This is a genomic window from Roseomonas sp. TF40 (assembly GCF_057219975.1).
Genome location: NZ_JBXVVR010000003.1, coordinates 209,580 through 225,883 on the forward strand (window position 1 = coordinate 209,580; position 16,304 = coordinate 225,883).

Annotated in this window: 14 protein-coding genes; 3 read left to right on the plus strand and 11 right to left on the minus strand. The window is 72.3% G+C overall.

Features of this window, described 5'->3' with window-relative positions:
• Nucleotides 1-7 precede the first annotated feature (7 nt).
• Nucleotides 8-304, minus strand: coding sequence for a 4a-hydroxytetrahydrobiopterin dehydratase (locus tag AC2D9U_RS10850; RefSeq protein ID WP_484748705.1), 297 nt, complete (start codon nucleotides 302-304; stop codon nucleotides 8-10).
• Between the two features lie 57 nt (nucleotides 305-361).
• Here AC2D9U_RS10850 and AC2D9U_RS10855 point away from each other — a divergent pair, with 57 nt between their 5' ends.
• Entirely contained in the window at nucleotides 362-757 is a 396-nt protein-coding gene (locus AC2D9U_RS10855; RefSeq protein ID WP_484748708.1) for a metallopeptidase family protein, read from the plus strand.
• 13 nt (nucleotides 758-770) lie between these two features.
• On the opposite strand, the gene AC2D9U_RS10860 is transcribed toward AC2D9U_RS10855, so the two are convergent.
• The 3 genes from AC2D9U_RS10860 to AC2D9U_RS10870 are packed head-to-tail and all read right to left on the minus strand — an operon-like array spanning nucleotide 771 to nucleotide 2,724.
• Nucleotides 771-1,691, minus strand: a complete 921-nt coding sequence (locus AC2D9U_RS10860; RefSeq protein WP_484748710.1) for an HpcH/HpaI aldolase/citrate lyase family protein — start codon at nucleotides 1,689-1,691, stop codon at nucleotides 771-773.
• Nucleotides 1,688-2,569 carry a tyrosine recombinase gene (locus tag AC2D9U_RS10865; protein ID WP_484748714.1) on the minus strand — a complete coding sequence of 294 codons (882 nt, stop codon included), beginning with the start codon at nucleotides 2,567-2,569 and terminating at the stop codon, nucleotides 1,688-1,690. Before AC2D9U_RS10865 ends, AC2D9U_RS10860 begins: the two co-directional genes overlap by 4 nt.
• A gap of 5 nt (nucleotides 2,570-2,574) precedes the next feature.
• Nucleotides 2,575-2,724, minus strand: coding sequence for a hypothetical protein (locus AC2D9U_RS10870; protein ID WP_484748718.1), 150 nt, complete (start codon nucleotides 2,722-2,724; stop codon nucleotides 2,575-2,577).
• Nucleotides 2,725-2,818: 94 nt separating this feature from the next.
• Here AC2D9U_RS10870 and aroB point away from each other — a divergent pair, with 94 nt between their 5' ends.
• Nucleotides 2,819-4,486 carry a 3-dehydroquinate synthase gene (gene aroB, locus AC2D9U_RS10875; protein WP_484749684.1) on the plus strand — a complete coding sequence of 556 codons (1,668 nt, stop codon included), beginning with the start codon at nucleotides 2,819-2,821 and terminating at the stop codon, nucleotides 4,484-4,486.
• 129 nt (nucleotides 4,487-4,615) lie between these two features.
• Here the strand turns inward: aroB and AC2D9U_RS10880 are convergent, their stop codons facing one another.
• Nucleotides 4,616-5,335: an MOSC domain-containing protein gene (locus AC2D9U_RS10880; RefSeq protein WP_484748721.1), complete on the minus strand. Its 720-nt coding sequence runs from the start codon at nucleotides 5,333-5,335 to the stop codon at nucleotides 4,616-4,618.
• Nucleotides 5,336-5,445: 110 nt separating this feature from the next.
• Between AC2D9U_RS10880 and AC2D9U_RS10885 the strand changes: the two genes are divergently transcribed.
• The gene (locus AC2D9U_RS10885; protein WP_484748723.1) at nucleotides 5,446-6,018 is read left to right on the plus strand and encodes a DUF2889 domain-containing protein; all 573 of its coding nucleotides are present in this window, start codon (nucleotides 5,446-5,448) and stop codon (nucleotides 6,016-6,018) included.
• A 22-nt stretch (nucleotides 6,019-6,040) separates the two neighbouring features.
• Here AC2D9U_RS10885 and AC2D9U_RS10890 read toward each other — a convergent pair whose 3' ends face one another.
• The 6 genes from AC2D9U_RS10890 to AC2D9U_RS10915 form a co-directional block, all read right to left on the minus strand.
• Complete coding sequence (locus AC2D9U_RS10890) at nucleotides 6,041-7,159, minus strand: HD-GYP domain-containing protein (RefSeq protein WP_484748726.1); 1,119 nt, start codon at nucleotides 7,157-7,159, stop codon at nucleotides 6,041-6,043.
• Nucleotides 7,160-7,239: 80 nt separating this feature from the next.
• Complete coding sequence (locus AC2D9U_RS10895; RefSeq protein ID WP_484748729.1) at nucleotides 7,240-11,901, minus strand: response regulator; 4,662 nt, start codon at nucleotides 11,899-11,901, stop codon at nucleotides 7,240-7,242.
• Nucleotides 11,902-12,074: 173 nt separating this feature from the next.
• Nucleotides 12,075-14,048 carry a Bug family tripartite tricarboxylate transporter substrate binding protein gene (locus AC2D9U_RS10900; protein WP_484748732.1) on the minus strand — a complete coding sequence of 658 codons (1,974 nt, stop codon included), beginning with the start codon at nucleotides 14,046-14,048 and terminating at the stop codon, nucleotides 12,075-12,077.
• Nucleotides 14,049-14,058: 10 nt separating this feature from the next.
• Nucleotides 14,059-14,838 (minus strand): hypothetical protein, encoded by a 780-nt coding sequence (locus tag AC2D9U_RS10905; protein ID WP_484748733.1) that lies wholly within the window; start codon nucleotides 14,836-14,838, stop codon nucleotides 14,059-14,061.
• On the minus strand, nucleotides 14,835-15,806 hold the full coding sequence (locus tag AC2D9U_RS10910; RefSeq protein ID WP_484748735.1) for a tripartite tricarboxylate transporter substrate binding protein: 972 nt from the start codon (nucleotides 15,804-15,806) through the stop codon (nucleotides 14,835-14,837). Before AC2D9U_RS10910 ends, AC2D9U_RS10905 begins: the two co-directional genes overlap by 4 nt.
• A 125-nt stretch (nucleotides 15,807-15,931) precedes the next feature.
• Nucleotides 15,932-16,219, minus strand: coding sequence for a BolA family protein (locus tag AC2D9U_RS10915; RefSeq protein WP_484748736.1), 288 nt, complete (start codon nucleotides 16,217-16,219; stop codon nucleotides 15,932-15,934).
• Nucleotides 16,220-16,304: the final 85 nt, after the last annotated feature.

Sequence of the window (16,304 nt, forward strand, 5' to 3'; positions counted from 1 at the left end):
CCACCACTTATAGGCCGATGAGCGCGTCGATCGCCCGTGCGAGGCGGAGGTCGCGCTCGGAAAGCCCGCCCGCATCATGGGTGGTCAGCACGATCTCCACCCGGTTCCACACATTCGACCATTCCGGGTGATGGTCCTGCGCCTCCGCCAGCAGGGCGACGCGGCTCATGAAGCCCCAGGCCTCGGAGAAGTCGCGGAAGCGGAAGCTGCGCGCCAGGGCATCCCGCCCTGCCACGGGGCGCCAGCCGGGCAGGGATTCGGGCAGGGCGGCGCGTTCGGCGGCATCGAGGGGGGCGATCTTCATGGGTTCTCCGGGGCTCTCCGGCTTGACGGCGATGGCAACAGCGATGTGGATGCGCCCATGACCCGCTTCCACCACCCGCCCACCATCGAGGACATCGTGGAGATGGCCGAACAGGCCTTCGCCGCCATCCCCAAGGAGCTGCGCGACCTCGTCCGCGGCGCCGCCGTGGTGGTGGAGGAGGTGGCCGATGAGGAAACCGCCGAGGAGCTGGGCTTCGACAGCCCCTGGGCGCTGACGGGCCTCTATCGCGGCACGCCGCTGACCGAGCGCAGCGTGATGGACACCCCGACCCAGCCCGACAGCATCACCCTCTACCGCGAGCCCATCCTGCTGGAATGGGTCGAGACCGGGGAGGATCTGTTCCGCCTGGTTCGCAATGTGTTGATCCACGAGATCGCGCATCATTTCGGCTTCTCGGACGACGACATCGACCGTCTGGAAGCCGAGGAGTAGGGGCGAAGCTGGGCTAACCCGCGGCTTCGGCCTTCGCCACGATGCCCTCGGCCTGGCGGATCGAGGCGATGTCGAGCAGCTTGCCGTCCAGCGCCACCGCCGCCCGCCCCGCCGCCTGGCCCTCGGCCATCGCGGCCAGCACGCGCCGCGCCTGCGCCACCTCGGCCTCGCCCGGGGCGAAGGCGGCGTTGATGGCGGCGACCTGGCCGGGATGGATCGCCATCTTGCCCTCCGCGCCCATGGCCCGGCCGCGCCGCGCGGCGGCCTCCAGCCCGGGGCCATCCCGGAAATCGCCATAGGGGCCGTCGATCGGGCGCAGCCCGGCGGCGCGCGCGGCGGTGATCACGCGCGCGACCGCGAAATGCCAGGGGTCGAGCAGCCCGGCGGGGCTCGCATAATCCGGGTTCAGCCCGCCGATCGCCGTGGTGCGCATGCCCAGCGAGGCCGCGAGGTCCGCCACGCCCAGATGCAGGCTCTCATTGCGCGGCGAGGCGGTGGCGATGCTCTCCACATTGGCCAGCCCGCGCGCGGTTTCGATGACGAGGCCCAGGCCCACGGGGCGCGCGCGGGGGACGGCCATCTCGATCTGCGTGCAGAGCAGGTCGACCGCGAAGACCTCCTTCGCATCGCCGATCTTGGGCACCATGATGACATCCAGCCGGTCGCCGCCCTGCTCGAGCAGCGCGATGATGTCGCGATAGGCGTGCGGCGTATCCAGCCCGTTGATCCGCACGGCGAGGATCTTGCGGCCCCAGTCGATGTCGCGCAGCGCGGCGACGACATTGGCCCGCGCCGCTTCCTTCTGCGCCTCCGGCACGGAATCCTCGAGGTCGAGGAACACCGCATCGGCGGCGCCGGCGGCGGCCTTGGGGAAGAGTTCGGGCCGGATGCCGGGCACGGCGAGTTCGCTTCGGTGCAGGCGGATCTTGGTCATGCGGCGCTCTCCGAAAGCGGGTGGTGCTCTTCCAGCAGCTTCGTCAGCCGCTCCTGCAGCACCTTGGTGTAGATCTGGGTGGTGGCGATGTCGGCATGGCCGAGCAGCATCTGCAGGCTGCGCAGATCCGCGCCATGGCCAAGAAGGTGGGTGGCAAAACTGTGCCGCAGCGCATGCGGGCTGACGCGCGCGGGGTCGATCCCGCCGGCCAGCGCGGCATCCTTCAGGATCAGCCCGATCGCCTGGCGCGTGAGATGCCCCTGCGCGCCGCGCGAGGGGAACAGGAAGCGCCCGCGCGGCTTCTCCGGCGTCGCGGCGCGCACCGCCTCCCGCGCCCGGCGCGAGATCGGGACCAGCCGTTCCTTGCCCCCCTTGCCGCGCACCGCGATCAGCGGCGCATCGGCGCGCAGCGCGCCGGCGGGGAGTGTGGCCAGCTCGCTCACCCGCAGGCCGGAGGCGTAGAGCAGTTCGATCAGCGCCACCGCCATCGCCCCCCGCCGGGGCAGGGTCTGCGCCCCTTCGATCAGCGCCGTGATCTCATCCTCGCTGAGCGCCTTGGGCAGGCTGGCGGGCAGGCGGGGGCTCATCAGCAGGGCGGTGGGGTCCTCGCTGCGGTGGCCCTCCCGCACCTCGAAGAGGAAGAACTGGCGCAGGGCGGAGAGGCGCCGCGCGGCGGTGCGGGCCGAAAGCCCCGCGGCGTCGAGCCCGGCCAGGTAGCTCTGCACCTCCGCCGTGCCGGCCGCCTCCAGCGCCACCCCGCGCGCGCGGGCATGGGTGGCGAAATCCGCGAGGTCGGCGGCATAGGCGGCCAGCGTGTTGCGCGCCGCGCCGCGCTCGGCCGCCAGCATCTCCAGAAAGGCTTCGATCCGGTGCGACACGCGCCCTAGCTACGCGGGCCGAAGCGCTCGGCCGGGATGGTCCGCTCCACGGGCTGGGGCGTGACGGAGGGCGGGAAGGCGCCGATGCCGAGCAGCACCACCAGCACCAGGCCGATCAGGATCGCGACCAGCAGCAGGATGGGGTTGCGGAACATCGGGGGGGCGGATCCTCGCGCGGCGTGGCCTGTGCTAACCTTCGCCGCCGTGTCACGCAACCTCACCCTGCCGGACTGGTCCGAGACCGCCGCGCTGCACCCCGAAACCGCCGCCGCACCTGCCGTGGCGGCGGGGCGGAGCGTCGTGCTGGTGGGCATGCCGGGGGCGGGGAAATCCTCCATCGGCCGGCGCCTGGCGCAGCGACTCGGCCTGCCCTTCGTCGATGCCGACACCGAGATCGAGACCGCGGCCGGCCTGCCGATCACCGAGATCTTCGCCCGCTATGGCGAACCCCATTTCCGTGATGGCGAGCGCCGCGTCATCGCCCGGCTGCTGGCCGGCCCGCCCTTGGTGCTCGCGACCGGCGGCGGCGCCTTCACCGATGCGCGCACGCGCGCCGCGGTGCGGGAGGCAGCGGCGACCTCGGTCTGGCTGCGTTGCGCGCTGCCCACGCTGCTGCGCCGCGTGGCCGGGCGCGAACACCGGCCGATGTTCCTCAACCGCGACCCGCGCGAGGTGCTGGAACGCCTGCTGGCGGCGCGCCACCCCACCTTTGCCGAGGCCGATGTCATCGTGGACTGCACCGACGAGCCGCCCGAGATCACCACCCGCCGCGTCGCCGAGGCCATCGCCGCGCATCGCGAGCCGCTGCGCCTGCCGGTGCGGCTGGACACGCGCAGCTACGAGATCCTGGTCGGCGAGGGGCTGCTGGGCCGCGCCGGGGCGCTGATCGCCCCGCATCTGCCGGCGCGGCGGGTGGCCATCGTCACCGATTCGCAGGTCGCCGCGCTGCACCTGCCGCGGCTGCAGGCCGCCCTGGCCGAGGCCGGCGTGGCGGTGCTCGCCACCGCCATCGTCCCGCCGGGCGAGGCGACCAAGAACCTCGCCCAGGTCGGGGCCATCCTGGAGCAGTTCCTGGGCGCGGGCGTCGATCGGCGGACGGCGGTGGTGGCCCTCGGCGGTGGGGTGGTGGGCGATCTCGCCGGTTTCGTCGCCGCCATCGCGCTGCGCGGCCTGCCCTTCATCCAGATGCCGACGACGCTGCTGGCGCAGGTGGATTCGTCCGTGGGCGGCAAGACCGGCGTGAACCTGCCGCTCGGCAAGAACCTCGTCGGCGCCTTCCACCAGCCCCTCATGGTGCTGGCCGATACCGGCGTGCTCGCCACCCTGCCGCCGCGCGAACTCCGCGCGGGCTATGCCGAGGTCGCCAAGCACGGGCTGCTGCAGGGCGATCTGTGGAACTGGTGCGAAGGCGAGGGCGCGCGCGCCGTGGCCGGCGACCCCGCCGCCCTGGCCCATGCCGTGCTGGAAAGCTGCCGGCTCAAGGCCGCCGTCGTCGCCGCCGATGAGCGCGAGGAAAGCGAGGAAGGCGGGCGCGCCCTGCTCAATCTCGGCCATACCTTCGGCCATGCGCTGGAGGCGGAGGTCGGCTATGGCGGCGGCCTGCTGCATGGCGAGGCGGTGGGGATCGGCCTCGGCCTCGCTGCAGCCCTTTCCGCCCGGCTCGGCCATTGCGCCCAGGAGTGGCCGGGGCGCGTGATCTCCCACCTCCAGGCCTGCGGCATGCCCGCGCGCATCGGCGACCTGCCGCGCAGCTTCTCGGCCGCGGCGCTGGTGGCGCGGATGCGCAAGGACAAGAAGGCGCGTGACGGCGCGCTGCGCTTCGTGCTGCTGCGCGGCGCGGGCGAGTGCTTCACGGCGGGCGACGTGCCCGAGGCCGCGGTGCTCGCGCTGCTGCGCGACGAGGGCTGCGCGCCCTGAGCGCGGACCGCGCTTAGAGCACGCTGCGTTCTCATGAACGCAGCTCGTGCTCTGAAAATCATTGAATCTAGAGCAAGAAATGCGTTCAGCGTCGCGGCAGCGCCGCGACCCATCTGAACGCAGATTGCTCTAGTCGATCACGCGCACCACATCGCCCTCGCGGATCACGCCGAGCCGCGCGGCGGCGGCGTAGACGCCGAGTTCGTTGTCGAAACGCTGCGCCACGGTGCGCAGCACGGAGGCATCGCGCGTGGCCGTCTCGGGATCCAGCGTGATCATCGCGCAGCGCTGGATGCCCTCCGCCACCAGGAGCGCCGGGGCGTCGGACGCCGCGCCGAAGCCGAGCCGCAGCCCGGCCAGGGCGGATTCCGGCAAATCACTCTCGATCAGGATGTTGAGGCGGAAGCGGCGCGGGTCGAGTGCGCTGCCATGCGCGGCCGCCACCTGCGCAAGCCCTGCCGTGGTGCCGATGGAGACCGGCATGGCATCGAAGGCGCCGCGGCCGATCTGGATCAGCGCCACCTGCTCGCCGGCCGCCGCCTCCAGCGCGGCGTGGAGCGCGGGGGCGTTCAGGGGCAGGCGCTCGCCCGCCGGTGTCTCGACCTCGACCGGGGCGTTGCGCGGATCCTCGGGGTCGCGGAAGGCGGCGCGGTGCAGCACCAGGGCCGGCACCTCGCGCCCCGTCAGCCAGGGAAAGCGGCTGGGATTGGTGGCGCGGTGGAAGGCGTATTGCCGGTCGCCCAGCAGCCCGGTCCAGCGCAGTTCCAAGGCGTCGCGGCGTTCGCCGGCCATGGACTTCACCGGAAAACGCCACAGCTCCGCCACCCGGCCAACCACCCGCCCCTGCATCCGCGCGTTCCTTCCCGTGCCGCTCGCCCGGGGCATAGACGATTTTCGCGGGGCGGTCCTTCCGTATCTGCGGGTGGCCGCGCGCCGAGGTGCATGTTAGCGATGCCGCCATGCCGCTCTCCCCGCCTGCCGGCCGCCAGCACCTGCACACCCGCGCGATCGACATGCGCGGCTACCAGCGCGACGACGGCATGTTCGACATCGAGGCGCATCTCGAGGACACCAAGACCTACGCCTTCGGCAATTTCGACCGCGGCCAGATCCAGCCCGGCGAGGCGCTGCACGGCATGTGGCTGCGCCTGACGGTGGATGAGGCGATGGTGATCCGCGACGTCGAGGCGGTGTCCGACTTCACGCCCTACAATGTCTGTCCGCAGGCCGCGCCGAATTTCCGCGCGCTGATCGGGGCTTCCATCGGCGTCGGTTTCAACCGGGTGGTGAAGGAACGCGTGGGCGGCGTGCTGGGCTGCACGCATCTGCGCGAGGTGCTGGCCCAGATGGCGACGGTCGCCTACCAGACCATCGGCCCGGTGAAGTGGCGCCGCGCCGAGGCCGCCCGCGCCGTCGCCAAGGCCGCCGGCGAACCCCTGCCGCCGCGCCGCAGCCTCGCCATCGGCTCCTGCCTCGCCTATGCGCCGGACAGCCCGGTGGTGCAGCGACACCTGGCGCAGGCGGAGGAATAGGGCCCGCCACGGCCCGCTCGCCTCAGGGCTCGGCGTGGCGCGCGGCGAGGTCGGCGAAGCGGTCCTGCTCGGCCAGGAAGGCGTCGACCACATCCGGGTCGAAATGGCGGCCGCTCTCGGCCGCGATCCGCGCCGCGACCTCTTCGATCGGCATCGCCGGCTTGTAGGCGCGGCGTGAGACCAGCGCGTCGAACATGTCGGCCAGCGCCATCAGCCGCGCGCTGATCGGAATGGCCTCCCCGGCCAGGGCGTCGGGGTAGCCGCTGCCATCCCATCTCTCATGGTGCCAATGGGCGATCTCCTTCGCCGTCGAGAGGAACTCGACCGGGCGCTCCGCATCGCGTTCCGCGGCCTCGATGGCGTCGCTGCCCAGCGTGGTGTGGGTCTTCATGATGGCCCATTCCTCCGCCGTGAGCCGGCCGCCCTTGCGCAGGATGCTGTCGGGAATGCCGACCTTGCCGATGTCGTGCAGCGGCGCGGATTTCACGATCTTCTCGATGCCCGCCGGCGTCAGCACGGCGGCGAAGCGCGGATGCGCGCGCAGCCGCTCCGCCAGCAGGCGCACATAGAGCTGCGTGCGCCGGACATGGCTGCCGGTTTCCTCGTCGCGCACCTCTGCCAGCCGGGCCAGCGCGCGGATGGTGACATCCTGCACCAGCAGCAGTTCCTGCATCCGCCGCGCCAGCTCCGCCTCGAGGAAGGCGTTCTGGTCGGCAAGCCGGTCGCGCGCCAGCTTGAGCTCGATATGCGTGCGCACGCGCGCGAGCACGAGCGCCGGCTGCACCGGCTTGGTGAGGTAATCCACGGCGCCGAGGCCAAGCCCCCGCGCCTCATCCGCCTCCGCATCCAGGGCGGTGACGAAAATGACCGGGATGCCGCGCGTCGCGGGATTGCCCTGCAGCGCCGCGATCACCGCGAAGCCGTCCATACCGGGCATCATCACGTCGAGCAGGATGAGGTCCGGCGGCGGGTCGCGCGCGGCGATCCGCAGCGCCGCCGGGCCCGAGGTCGCGGCCAGCACGCGGAAATGGGGCGCGAGGATCTCGCTCAGCACGGTGAGGTTCGCCGGCGCGTCGTCGACGATGAGGATGGTGCGCGCCGGCGAGGTCTCCTCCGCCGCTAGAGCACGCTGCGTTCTCATGAACGCAGCTCGTGCTCTAGAAGTCATTGAATCTAGAGCAAGAAATGCGTTCAGATGATTCCATCTGAACGCATATTGCTCTAGGGGAGGGGGCATGGGCGATCTCCTGCGCCGGGGGCGGTTTCGGGTGGCGGCGGGTCCTGCGCCACGGCCCGCGCCAGCAGCGCCGCCGCGGCGGTGAATTCGAAGGCGCCGATCGCCGCGGCCAGGGCGGCGAAGCAGTCGGGGAAGGCGGCGCGCAGCTCCTCGGCATGGGCCTCGAACAGCCGCACTGCCGCGACATCCGAATCCGCCAGCAGCCGGCGGAGGTCGTCGCACAACGCCGCGAGGTGCTGCGGATCCACGGCCCCCGTCCCTGCCGGCGCGCCGGTGGGCTGATCGAGGAAGGCGGCCAGCGCCGGCACCAGCGCGCCGAGAAGGTGGGTGAATGCCTCCAGGGCGGGGGCGAGGGCGGGCTCCTCCGCACCCTCCCGGATGGCCCGCTCCAGCCGCGCGGCCGCGGCTTCGAGGCTGCGGGCGCCCAGGCTTCCGGCGAGGCCGCGCAGCGTATGGGCGCGGCGCTGCGCGGTGGTCCGGTCCGCGGCGGCGAGGGCGGCGCGGATCTCGGACGCGGCCTCGGCCTCCTGCCGCACGAACATCCGCAGCAGGCGCAGATAGGTGGCCGCCGCCCCACCCACCCGGCGAAGCCCGGTCTCCACCTCCAGCCCCTCGATGCCCTGCGGCAGGCGCGCGCGCTCGGGCGGCGCGGCGGGGGGGGCGGGCGCTGCCGGGGCGTCGGGCAGCCAGAGGGCGAGGGCGGCGGGCAGGCGCTCGGGCTCGATCGGCTTGGCGATGTGGTCGTTCATCCCCGCCGCCAGGCACTCCGCCCGGTCCTGCGCCGTGGCGTTCGCCGTCATCGCGATGATGGGCAGCGAGGCGAGGTGCGGGATGCGCCGGATCGCCCGCGTCGCGGCCAGGCCATCCAGCACGGGCATCTGGACGTCCATCAGCACCAGATCATAGGGGGCCGCGATCGCCATCTGCAGGGCGGCCGCGCCATCGCCGGCGACATCGACGACCAGCCCGAGGCTTTCCAGCAGGGCGCGCGCGACCTCCTGGTTCGCGGCGTTGTCCTCGGCGACGAGCACGCGCCGTCCGACGAGGCTCGCCCCCGCCGCCGCGGGCGCGCGCGGCGGTGCGGGCGCGCCCCCCGGCATGGCGAGCAACGCCATCGCCGTGTCCAAGAGCAGGGAGGGCGTCAGCGGCTTCGTCAGCACGCGGGCGGATGCCAGATCCTCGGCCTGCGGCTGGCTCTCCTCCCGGCCATGGGCGCCGACCAGCACGAGATGGGGCGGGTGGCGCAGGGGCAGGGCACGGATGCGCGCGGCGGCCTGCCGCCCATCCATCCCCGCCATCCGCCAGTCGAGGAAGACGATGGCATAGGGGCGGTCCTCGGCATCCGCCGCGCGCACCGCCTCGATCGCCTCCGCCCCCGAGGCAGCGGTGGCGACGCTGAAGGTCAGGGCCGCCAGCATCGCGCGCTGGCTGGCGCGGGCCTGCGCGTTGTCGTCCACCACCAGCACGCGCACCCCGTGCAGATCCGCCCGCGGGACCAGCGCGGCGCGCGAGGGCGCGGCGAGGCGCAGCGGCAGGGTGAACCAGAAGGCGCTGCCCTCCCCCGCCTTGCTCTCGAAGCCCACGGATCCGCCCATCGCCTCGGCCAGCCGCTTCGAGATGACGAGGCCGAGCCCGGTGCCGCCATGCTTGCGCGAGGTCGACATGTCGGCCTGCTGGAAGCTCTGGAACAGCCGCCCCTTCTGGGCGTCCTCCACGCCGATGCCGGTGTCGCGCACGATGAAGCGCAGCAGCGCCGCCGGGCCGTCGCTCCCGGCGCGTTCCACCGTGATGGTCACCCCCCCGCGCTCCGTGAACTTCACGGCGTTGGAGGCGAAGTTCAGCAGGATCTGGCCGATCCGCAGCGGATCGCCGCGCAGGTCGGTGGGCACGTCCGGGCCGATCTCGAGGATGATCTCGAGCCCCTTGGCGCTGGCCTTCTCGGTCAGCAGCGTCGTGGTCTGCGCCAGCAGGCGCTCGAGGTTGAAGTCGGTCTCCTCGATCGTCAGCTTGCCGGCCTCGATCTTCGAGAAATCGAGGATGTCGTTGATCACGCCCAGCAGATGCTGCCCCGCGGCCTGGACCTTGCCGAGCAGGTCGCGCTGGCGCGCGGAGAGCTCGGTGCGCAGCAGCAGATGCGTGAGGCCGATGATGGCGTTCATCGGCGTGCGGATCTCATGGCTCATATTGGCCAGGAAGTCCGACTTGGCGCGGGCGGCTTCCTCGGCCGCGGCCCGCGCCTTCGAGGTCTCCTCGAGCAGGTCGTGCTCGGCGCTGATGTCGTCGATCACCCAGACCGACCCCTTCGCGCGATCTGCGGGATCCACCGCCATGCCGTTGAGCCGGCCCCAGAACACGCTGCCGTCGGCGCGGCGCAACTCCCGCTCGATGGAGCACAGCCGGCCCTCGGTCAGCGTCTGCATGAGGCACGGCATCTCGGCGGGCAGCGCCTGCTGGTCGAGGAACCAGCTGGTGGCGGATTGCCCCACCATCCTTCCCTCCGCCACGCCGAACAGCTCGTGCAGGCGGCGGTTGCAGCGGATCAGCACGCCGTCCTTCAGCAGGGCGATGCCGGAGGTGGCGGTGTTGAAGATCGCCTCCTGCTCCTCGGCGGCGAGGCGCAGGCGATCGGCGGCGAGGCGCTCTGTCGTGATGTCGATGAAGACGCCGGCGAGGCCCTTGGTCAGGTCCTGCGGGTCGATCGCCCGCGCCGTGCTGCGCACCCACAGGCGCGAGCCGTCCCGGCGCAGCAGCTCGCGCTCGCCCATGTAGATCCCGTGGTCGCGCACCTCGGCGCCCACCGCCTGCCCGGCCGCGGCGAAATCCGCGTCATCGGCGTACCAGATGCGGGTCGAGCACCCGACCATGCCGCCGGGCTCGTAGCCGAACATCTGCTCGGCCGCGCGGTTGCAGCGGATGATCATGCGCTCCCGCACCAGGATGATGCCGTAGGGCGCGGCATCGAAGATCGCGCGCTGCTCGTCATTGCTGGCGCGCAGCGAGGCGGTGGCCGCATCCAGCTCCCGCGTGCGTTCTTCCACCAGCAGTTCCAGCCGCTGGCGGTAGATGGTCAGCTCCTGCTCCGCCTGGCGCAGCGCCGTGATTTCGGTCCAGACGGCGTGCAGCAGGGGGCGCCCTTCCTGCTGCATGCGCGTCAGCATCACGCGGGCGATGAAGGGCTCGCCATCGATGCGCCGGTGCGCGGCCTCGAACTCGTAGGAGCCCTGGGCCAGTACGGCGGCGTTCACCTCCGCCTCGAGATCGCTGGTGCGCCGCCCATCGGGCTGGAAGGCGGGCGTGAAGGCGGTGGGGAAGCGGCCCAGCACCTCATCGGCCGAGCGCGCCCGCAGCATGGCCAGCACCGCCTTGTTCACCGCCACGATGCGCCCTTCCTCGACCAGGAAGGCGGCCTGCCGGGTTTCCTCGAACAGCGTGCGGAACTTGCTCTCGCTGTCGCGCAGCAGCCGGTCGGAGCTGCGGCGGTCGAGCTTGCTGCCGAGCCGCGCCGCGATGGCGTCCAGCAGCAGCCTTTCCTCGCGCAGGAAGGGGCCTTCGTCGCGCTGCGGCAGCGGGTCGCGATAGGCCAGCGTGACCTGGCCGCGGCGCTGGTCGTCGACCAGGATCGGCGCGCTCATCCGCGCCGTGGTGCCGGCGAGGCGGCCGGTCTCGAAGGCCACGCCATCCACCTCGATCCTGGCGATGGCGGAGTCGGGGTAGAACCAGCCCGCCGGCATGCAGCGGGCGACATCCTCCAGCAGCTGGCCGAGCGGCTTGGTCAGGTCCTCGCTTTCACGGAACACGGCGTAGAGGCAGGTCTGCTCCTTCACCCTTTCGCGCAGCGCGGCCTGGGTCTCTTCCAGTTCGCGCGTCCGCTGCCGCACGAAGCGGCGCAGCAGCCCCTGCAGCACCAGCAGCGCCAGGAGGCTTGCCAGCAGCACGGCGAAGACCGGCAGCGCATAGGGCGGCAGGGTCGAGGGCGGCGGCGGCAGGCCCCCATCGCCCATCCAGCGCCGCTCCAGCGCATGGCGCTCGCCCGGCTGGATGCGCGCCATGCCCTCCGTCACCAGGGCGAGCGTTGCCTCCTCGTCCCGGCGCACCGCCCAATGGCCGGTCGCGAGGTAGAGCGGCTCGGTGTGGCGGAAGGTCGCGCCGCCGCCCAGCCGCCCGAGCAGGTAGTGGATGACCTGTTCATGCCCGCAGAAGACCAGGATCTCACCCTGGCGCGCGGCCTCGACCATCGTTTCGTAGTTGCGATACGCGGCCAGGTTGGTGACGCCGGCGGCGCGGAGATGGCTGCCGCAGGCATCGCCCTCCTGCAGCCCGACCCGGAAACTGCGCGCCGAGCTGGCGTCGCGGAAGCCGCGGATGCTCTCATGGAAGAACAGGGAGACACTGAAGGCCGTCTGCGCCGGGGAGAAGGCGAGCCATTGCCGTCGCTCCTCGGTCGGCGTGATGGTGTCGATGACATCCGCCTCGCCCGCGCGCATGCGCGCGAGTGCCTGTGCCCAGGGCAGGACCTGCAGGTCGATCACGACGCCGGTTTCCCGCGCGAAGGCCGACCACAGATCGGGCACCAGGCCGCGCGGCATGCCATCCACGTCGCGGAAGACCAGCGGCGGCATGACCTCCATCGTGACGACGCGCAGCACCCGCCGTTCGCCCGGCGTCTCCGCCCGGACGGCCGGGCCGGGCAGCAGCGCCGCGAGCAGGAGCAGGACGCGGAGCAGCGCCGGCCCCCACGCCCGGGTCGCCGCGCCACATCCCGCACATCCGCTCCAGAGGGTCAGACCTGGCCTCCTGCGCCTCTATGCTGTCCCCGACCTCAGCAGCCCGAGACGATCACCTGACAGTTCTCTCCCGCGCCGCAGACTCGCCGAGCCTCACGCTCCGCATCATCGAGCTCAATGCCATATCCGGCCAGGACCTGCCCATCCGGGGCCTGCACCACCGCCGCGCAATGGTTGATGGTGGACACCGCGAGCGCGGCCGCGGAGGTGCTCGCCCCGGCCAGGAAGCCCTCGTTCATCAGGCCGAGATCGGCAACGTCGATGACGATGTGTCGGTCCTTCCCGGCCTCGCCCATCGCTGCGACCGTCTCGGTCCCCGCGAGGCAGCGTGCCATGCAGGCCCGGCGCTCCGCCCCGAGGGTGAGTTCGCAGGCGGCCGAGCAGCGCGCGGTGCGCAGCATGCCCAGGTCGCCCGGGACGCGCGGCGCGGGCAGGAAGCAGAGCTCCGTCTGCACGGAGCAGGAAATCACCGTGGGCGCCACCGCGGGGTCGCGCGGCACGCTGATCCGCCAGGCGGAGCGGTTCGAGCAGCGCACATCCCAAGGCGCCATGCCCGCCACGTCCAGCCCGGCGAAATAGGCGCCCGACACGTCGGCGCAGTTCTCCCGCAGCGGGCCCATGAGCGCCAGCAGATCCTCGCGCTGGCGCCGGATCGTCAGCCCGGCGAGCCCCTCATGCCGCACATTGCCAGAGGCCGGGATGCCGAGGCTGGGGGGCGCCTGGACCACCACCTCCATCTGCGCGGCCTGCGCCGGGTCGGGCTGGGCCGCGGCCGGGTGCCCCGCCCCCCCCGCGAGCAGCGCCCAGGCAACCAGCAGGTCGCCATCGGTGGCGTTGTTGGAATCCGGCACCACCGGGTTCCCGCGCGGGACGTATTTCCACGCGAAGAGCGAATCATTGGGCCGCCGCAGGGTGCGCGACAGCCAGGTCCACATCTGGCCGAAGGCCTCGCGGTCATCGAAGAAGACGGCGAAGAGCATGCCGTAGGACTGCCCCTCGCTGTGCGAGATGCCGGCATTGCCGGTATCCACCACGCGCCCGTCCGGACCGAGGTAGCGCCGCTTGAACGCCACCCAATCGGCCGGCTGGGGCGCCATCTCCCGGCCCGCCTGCACCTGCACGCGCAGGATGGCGGGGCTGGGCGTGGCGGGACGGGTGAGGCCCCTCATGGCCGCGCCCATGATCGTCCGGGTCGTCAGCGACAGGCGCTCCAGCACCGGCTCGGGCGTGCCCGCCGGCGCGAAGAGCGCGAAATCCGTGGTGGCGCTGAAGCCCTCCAGCCCGGACTCCGCGATGGTCGGCACATCGGGCATCTGCGCCGCGCGGCGCGCCGAAGTGAGGGCAAGCGGCCGCAACTGGCCGCCCGCGACGCGCGGAATGGCGGTGACGAGGTCCACGAAGGAGAACTGCACCTGGTCCAGCAGCAGGGCGTGCATGGCCGGCGCGCCGCCGCTGAAGCCCACGGCCTGGAAGCTGAGGCCGAAGCCCCGCGCGAACAGCTCCACCGCCAGGTGGTTGGACACGCCGGCGCCGGCCATGGCGTAGCGGATGCGCCCCGGCGCGTGCCGCGCCGCCTCGATCAGGTCCGGCAAGGCCCGGTAGCCGGAATCGGCATGCACGCAGAGCACCATCGGGTTGCTGGCGACCAGCCCGATCGGCGCGAAGTCGCGCACGATGCGCAGCGGCGTGCGGTGATAGTGCACGGCGATGGCGAAGGTGCTGTTCGGGCTGAGCACCAGCCGATAGCCATCGGGTGCGGCACGCGCCACATCCGCCATGGCGAGCAGCCCGCTCTCCCCGGTCATGACCTCGAGGGTGAAGGGCTGGCCCAGGGCGGCGCCGAGGCGGCGGGCCAGGAGCTGCGCCACGAAATGTGTCGATCCGCCGACCGCGAAGGGCACAACCAGGCGCACCGGGTGATCGGGATAGGTCGCCGCGGCGCGCGCCGGGCGGATCCATGGCAGGGCAGCGAGGCCCAGCAGCCCCCGGCGCTCCAGGGGCTGAAGCATGTCGCTGCGCCTATGCATCGCCGACCACCATGATCTGCCAGCCGAAAGAGGGCGTGTCGCCGCGCTGGCGCACGGCAAAGCGCGGGGCGTCGCGCAGCCGCGCCTCCGGCACGCCGCGCGGGGCGAGCAGCACCTCGCCGCTCGCCGCGACGAGGCCGAGGCGCAGGCCCGACTGCGCTTCCTCGCGCCGGATCGCCTCCACCACCCAGTCCCAGAGGATGTGCCAGCCGATCATCGCCACGATGTTCCCGGCGCGGTCGCGGATCGGGCTGACGAAGTCGATCAGCCGCAGCATGCCCAGGGCGGGGTCGCGATTGAGCGCGCGCTGCAGCAGGACGGCATCGTGCACATCGACGGCCGCGTTGTGGCGCGTGCCTTCGATGAACCAGGGGCGCTGGGTGACATCCATGCCCTCCAGCAGATTCTGGATGGCGGCGAAGACCCGGCCATCGGCGACGGTCGCCACGCCGATCCAGACGATGTGCGGGGCGTTGTAATGCGCCGTCTCGACGATGAAGCGCAGTTCCTCCGCATCCTGGGGCGGCCAGAATTCCTGCACCGCGCGGGCGACCCATTGCAGGTGGTCCCATTGCCGGTCGAGCAGCGCCGCAAGGCGCGCGGCGATGGCGGCGGGGTCGCGGGCCGTGCCGGGTGGCGCGGCGGAGGGTACCGGCTGGGATGTTGCGGCGCCGCCGGCCATCGCGGTCGAAAGCACCAGCAGCCCGCCCCCCCGCAGTGCCGACCGGCGCCGGATCAGGTCGCCCAGGGCCGCGTGTGCCGCGCCACTCATCGCGGTTGCTCCATGGAGGTGATGTCGAATTGCTGGATCAGGGCCAGCCATCGGCTGTTCTCTGCCTCGAAATAGGCCGGAAAGCCGGCGCGATTGCCGCCCAGCACCTGCACGCCGATCGGGGAGAGCAGTTCCTGGACATCCGGGCCGGCGAAGGCGGCGATGCTGGCCCGTTCCAGGCGATCGAGGATGGCCTCGGGCGTGCCGGCGCGGGTGAAGAGCGCGTAGTCGGTCGCGACCTCGAAGCCGGGCAGGCCGACCTCGCCCAGCGCGGGCACTTCCGGCGGTTGCGGCACGCGCGCCGCCGCCGCAATGCCCAGGGCGCGCAGGCGATCGGAGCTCACATTCGGCATCGCCGCCCCCAGTTCCAGCAGGGCAAGCTGCGCCTCGCCCCTGGCCATCGCCTCAAGCCCGGCCTGGGCGCCGCCGACCAAGACGCCGGTCAGGCTGATCTCGAGAGTGTCCGCCAGCAGCAGCATGGGCAGGTGGTGGCGCTGCGTGGTGATGTAGCGCAGCGCGCCGGGGGCGGTGCGGGCGGCGCGGGTCAGCGCCCCGAGGCTGCGCAGGCCGGACTCGGCCGAGACGCAGAGCACCAGCGGCGTGGTCGCCAGCAGGCCGAGGGGGGCGAAGGTGTCCCGGAAGCCGAAGCGGCAGGAGGCAATCTTCAGCGCGACGGCATAGACGCCGTTGGGGGCGAGCAGCAGCGTGCGCCCATCGGGGGCGGCCTCCCCGGCCAGGCAGCTGCCCGCCAGGCCGCCCTGCCCGGGCAGGTTCCGCACCACCACAGGCTCGCCCAGGATGCGCGCGAGACGGCCGGCGAGCAGACGCCCAACGAAATCAATTTGCCCACCAGAGGCAAAAGGTACGATGATCGTGATCGGTCCTGCGGTCTGCGCCCGCAATATTTTGGGCGCAGACAGGACAGCGCCGCCCCCGTGATGGCGTGACCCCGCGATGGCGTGGCGCATCGGCTCGCCTTGCCGCACGCCGTCGGCGTGAGGGCGCTGTCACCAATCCTGGGCAGGGCGAGCGGGCGGTGGTCCCCCGCCCGGGCGATGAGGATGCGGCGGCGGGTCCCGCGCGGCGCCCGGCCTCAGCCCTCGCCGGGGGCGAGGAGCTTCATCGAGAGCGCGTGCAGCCCGGTGGCGAATTCATGGGCCAGGGCGGTGTTCACCGCGCGCTGCCGGGCCACGCGCCCGAGCCCCGCGAAGGATTTGCTCACCACCGTGATGGTGTAGTGCGTCTCGCCCCCCGGCGCGGCGCCGGCATGGCCGGCATGGCGATGGCTGTCATCCACCACCTGGATCTCGGCGGGCCCGAAATGGGCGCGCAGCAGGGCGGCGATGCGGTCGGCGCGGGAAATCGAGGAGGTCGGGCTCATGTCTTGCTGTTTCGCCCAGATCGCGCCGCGGCGCCAGATTCCGCACGCCCCTTTGCCTTGCGCACCTGCCGGAGCGTGGCCATAA

Bases quoted from the DNA above. Each gene is read 5' to 3' on its own strand.
- AC2D9U_RS10850 (WP_484748705.1), bottom strand. From the start codon at position 304: ATGAAGATCGCCCCCCTCGATGCCGCCGAACGCGCCGCCCTGCCCGAA.
- AC2D9U_RS10855 (WP_484748708.1), top strand. From the start codon at position 362: ATGACCCGCTTCCACCACCCGCCCACCATCGAGGACATCGTGGAGATG.
- AC2D9U_RS10860 (WP_484748710.1), bottom strand. From the start codon at position 1,691: ATGACCAAGATCCGCCTGCACCGAAGCGAACTCGCCGTGCCCGGCATC.
- AC2D9U_RS10870 (WP_484748718.1), bottom strand. From the start codon at position 2,724: ATGTTCCGCAACCCCATCCTGCTGCTGGTCGCGATCCTGATCGGCCTG.
- AC2D9U_RS10880 (WP_484748721.1), bottom strand. From the start codon at position 5,335: ATGCAGGGGCGGGTGGTTGGCCGGGTGGCGGAGCTGTGGCGTTTTCCG.
- AC2D9U_RS10885 (WP_484748723.1), top strand. From the start codon at position 5,446: ATGCCGCTCTCCCCGCCTGCCGGCCGCCAGCACCTGCACACCCGCGCG.
- AC2D9U_RS10890 (WP_484748726.1), bottom strand. From the start codon at position 7,159: ATGAGAACGCAGCGTGCTCTAGCGGCGGAGGAGACCTCGCCGGCGCGC.
- AC2D9U_RS10900 (WP_484748732.1), bottom strand. From the start codon at position 14,048: ATGCTTCAGCCCCTGGAGCGCCGGGGGCTGCTGGGCCTCGCTGCCCTG.
- AC2D9U_RS10905 (WP_484748733.1), bottom strand. From the start codon at position 14,838: ATGAGTGGCGCGGCACACGCGGCCCTGGGCGACCTGATCCGGCGCCGG.
- AC2D9U_RS10910 (WP_484748735.1), bottom strand. From the start codon at position 15,806: ATGCGCCACGCCATCGCGGGGTCACGCCATCACGGGGGCGGCGCTGTC.
- AC2D9U_RS10915 (WP_484748736.1), bottom strand. From the start codon at position 16,219: ATGAGCCCGACCTCCTCGATTTCCCGCGCCGACCGCATCGCCGCCCTG.